This window comes from Azospirillum sp. (assembly GCF_035628975.1).
GTDB lineage: Bacteria > Pseudomonadota > Alphaproteobacteria > Azospirillales > Azospirillaceae > Azospirillum.
In genome coordinates this window covers 1-3355 of sequence record NZ_DASPIS010000011.1, presented here as the reverse complement: position 1 = coordinate 3355, position 3355 = coordinate 1, and the positions used below count along the sequence as shown (strand labels likewise).

At 64.9% G+C, this 3355-nt stretch carries 4 protein-coding genes; all 4 read right to left on the bottom strand.

Translation table 11 applies throughout. The features are described from left to right. Window positions 1-159: GTP-binding protein (locus VD964_RS02675; RefSeq protein ID WP_324865289.1), on the bottom strand; the 159-nt coding region annotated here is incomplete at its 3' end. A 38-nt stretch (window positions 160-197) separates the two neighbouring features. After that, window positions 198-2270, bottom strand: a complete 2073-nt coding sequence (fusA, locus tag VD964_RS02670) for an elongation factor G (RefSeq protein WP_324865287.1) — start codon at window positions 2268-2270, stop codon at window positions 198-200. Window positions 2271-2297: 27 nt separating this feature from the next. Next, the gene (gene rpsG / locus VD964_RS02665) at window positions 2298-2768 is read right to left on the bottom strand and encodes a 30S ribosomal protein S7 (RefSeq protein ID WP_012973202.1); all 471 of its coding nucleotides are present in this window, start codon (window positions 2766-2768) and stop codon (window positions 2298-2300) included. 12 nt (window positions 2769-2780) lie between these two features. Continuing rightward, a complete protein-coding gene (gene rpsL / locus VD964_RS02660; RefSeq protein WP_012973201.1) occupies window positions 2781-3152 on the bottom strand; it encodes a 30S ribosomal protein S12 in 372 nt (123 codons plus the stop codon). Between the last annotated feature and the right edge of the window lie 203 nt (window positions 3153-3355).

Sequence of the window (3355 nt, the reverse complement as noted above, 5' to 3'; positions counted from 1 at the left end):
CGCCTTGTCGATCTGGTCGTAAGCGGTGAAGGTGGCGCCGCCGGACTCCGCCAGCACCTTCGTGATCGCCGCCGTCAGCGACGTCTTGCCGTGGTCGACGTGGCCGATCGTGCCAACGTTGCAGTGCGGCTTGTTCCGCTCGAACTTTGCCTTGGCCATGGGTTGGTCTCTCCGTTTCTCAATCGTTCCAGCGGTCTTCAGGCCACCTTGGCGCGGACGCCGTCCGCGATGGCCTGTGGCACCGGCTCATAATGGTCGAACTGCATGCTGTACTGCGCGCGGCCCTGACTCATGGAGCGCAGGGAATTCACATAGCCGAACATGGCCGCCAAGGGAACCAGTCCCGTGACGATTCGCGCGTTGCCGCGCTGGTCCATGCCGGTGATCTGTCCACGGCGACCGTTCAGGTCGCCGATGACGTCGCCCATATAGTCGTCCGGCGTGATGATTTCGAGCCGCATCAGCGGTTCCAACAGCGCCGGAGCGGCTTTTGTCATGGCCTCGCGGAAGGCGGTCCGCGCCGCCAGCTCGAAGGCAAGCGGCGAGGAATCGACGTCGTGGGCTTCGCCGCCGACCAACGTCACCTTCACGTCGACGACCGGGTACCCGGCGACGACTCCACTGCCCTTGGCGGCTTCCAGCCCTCGCTGAACGCCGGCGACGTAGTCGCGCGACAGGGCGGCTGCGCGGTTCTCGAAGACGAAGCCGGCGCCGCGGTCCAGGGATTCCACCTTGAGCGTCACCCGCGCGAACTGCGCACGATCTCCGGTCTGGCGGGCGTGGGTGTGATCCACCTCCGCCGTACGCAGCACCGTCTCACGATAGGCCACCTTCGGTGCGCCGACGGAGGCGTCGACGCGGAACTCGCGCTTCATCCGGTCGACGACGATGTCGAGGTGCAGTTCGCCCATGCCGCGGATGACGGTCTGCCCGCTCTCGCGGTCGATGGACACGCGCATCGACGGGTCTTCATGGCCCAGCCGGTTCAGCGCCGCCGCCATCTTCTCCTGGTCCGCCTCGGTCCGCGGCTCGACCACGATTTCGATCACGGGCTCTGGGACGTCCAGCCGTTCCAGTACGATGGGCTTGGCAGGATCGCACAGCGTGTCGCCGGTCGCGGTGTGCTCCAGGCCGGCGAAGGCCACGATGTCGCCGGTGTGGGCGCGCTCGATGTCCTCGCGGCTATTGGCGTGCATCAGCAGCATGCGGCCGATCTTCTCGCGCTCACCCTTGACCGGGTTGAGCATCCAATCGCCGACGGAGGCAGTGCCGGAATAGATGCGGCAGAAGGTGAGCGTCCCGACATAGGGGTCGTTCATCACCTTGAAGGCCAGACCGGAGAAGGGGGCGCTGTCGTTGGCCGCGCGCTCTTCATTGCGGTCGCCATTTATGGCGTGACCCTTGACCGCTCCGATGTCGTTCGGCGCGGGCAGGTAATCGACCACTGCGTCCAGCATCGGCTGGATGCCCTTGTTGCGGAAGGCGGAGCCGCAGAGCACAGGGACAACCGCATTGGAGATCGTGCCCTTGCGGATCAGCGCGCGCAGGGCGTCGGGCGCAGGCTCATCGCCGCGCTCCAGATAGGCGGCCATCGCCGCCTCGTCGAGGTCGAGCACGGCCTCCAGCAGCGCCTGACGGGCGCTTGCGGCAGCCTCGGCAAGATCCTCGGGAATGTCGGTGTGTTCGAACTCGGCGCCGAGCGTTTCGGCCTTCCAGATCGTGGCGCGCATGGCGACCAGATCGACGATGCCGGAAAAACTGGCTTCGACACCGATGGGCAACTGCAGGACCAGCGGCTTTACGCCAAGCCGGTCAGCCATCATCACGACACAGCGGTCGAAATCCGCGCCGACACGGTCCATCTTGTTGACGAAGGCCATGCGTGGCACGCCGTACTTGTCGGCCTGCCGCCACACGGTTTCCGTCTGGGGCTCGACCCCCGCGACCGCGTCGAAGATGGCAACGGCGCCATCCAGGACACGCAAGGACCGCTCGACCTCGATGGTGAAATCCACGTGGCCGGGCGTGTCGATGATGTTGATGCGGTGGTCGCGCCAGAAACAGGTCGTTGCCGCCGAGGTGATGGTGATGCCCCGTTCCTGCTCCTGTTCCATCCAGTCCATGACGGCGGTGCCGTCATTGACCTCGCCCATGCGATAGGACTTGCCGGTATAGAACAGGATGCGCTCGGTCGTCGTCGTCTTGCCGGCATCGATGTGAGCCATGATGCCGATGTTGCGGTAACGGTCGAGGGCGTGCGAACGGGGCATGCAAAATCACCAGGACAGGCGTGAACCTTACCAGCGGTAGTGCGAGAACGCCTTGTTGGCTTCCGCCATGCGGTGCGTATCTTCGCGCTTCTTCACGGCGGTGCCGCGCTGGCTGGCAGCATCGAGCAGCTCACCCGACAGACGCTCGGTCATGGTGTTTTCCGACCGGGCGCGGGCGGCGCTGATCAGCCAACGGATGGCGAGAGCCTGGGCGCGGTCCGAGCGGACCTCGACCGGAACCTGATAGGTCGCACCACCGACGCGGCGGCTGCGCACTTCCAGGTGCGGCTTCACGTTGGCGAGGGCATCGTGGAAGACCTGAACGGGATCGTTCTTGGTCTTGACCTCGATACGGCCGAGCGCACCGTAGACGATGCCTTCGGCGGCCGACTTCTTGCCGTCCAGCATCAGGCAGTTCATGAACTTCGTCAGGACGCGGTCGCCGTACTTGGCGTCCGGCAGGACTTCACGCTTCTCGGCGCGATGACGACGGGACATCGTGAGTTCTCCTTACTTCGGACGCTTCGCGCCGTACTTCGAACGGCGCTGCTTACGATCCTTGACGCCCTGGGTATCCAGCGTGCCGCGAATGATGTGGTAGCGAACGCCGGGAAGATCCTTCACACGACCGCCGCGGATCATGACCACCGAGTGTTCCTGGAGGTTGTGGCCCTCACCAGGGATGTAGCTCGTCACCTCGAAGCCGTTCGTCAGACGAACGCGGGCGACCTTACGGAGCGCCGAGTTCGGCTTCTTCGGGGTGGTGGTGTAAACGCGAGTGCAGACGCCACGCTTCTGCGGGCAGGCCTCCATCGCGGGAACCTTGTTGCGCGCGGCCAACGGCTCGCGCGGCTTACGGATCAACTGGTTGATCGTCGGCATATCTGCCCTTCATCCCTTCAAGATCACTCGGCCGGACGAGCCGGACGAAGCAAAAGCCCGCCTGCGAAACGTTGCCGTTCCGAGCGGGCTGAATGAGCGAAAGCCGACCGGAGGACTCCGATCGGCGGGATCGGTGGATTCAAGCGGACGCACGGAGAGCCCCGGCGTCCTTTGAAGTTCGCGGACTTTAGGGAAAGGCATGG

Bases quoted from the DNA above. Each gene is read 5' to 3' on its own strand.
- fusA (WP_324865287.1), bottom strand. From the start codon at position 2,270: ATGCCCCGTTCGCACGCCCTCGACCGTTACCGCAACATCGGCATCATG.
- rpsG (WP_012973202.1), bottom strand. From the start codon at position 2,768: ATGTCCCGTCGTCATCGCGCCGAGAAGCGTGAAGTCCTGCCGGACGCC.
- rpsL (WP_012973201.1), bottom strand. From the start codon at position 3,152: ATGCCGACGATCAACCAGTTGATCCGTAAGCCGCGCGAGCCGTTGGCC.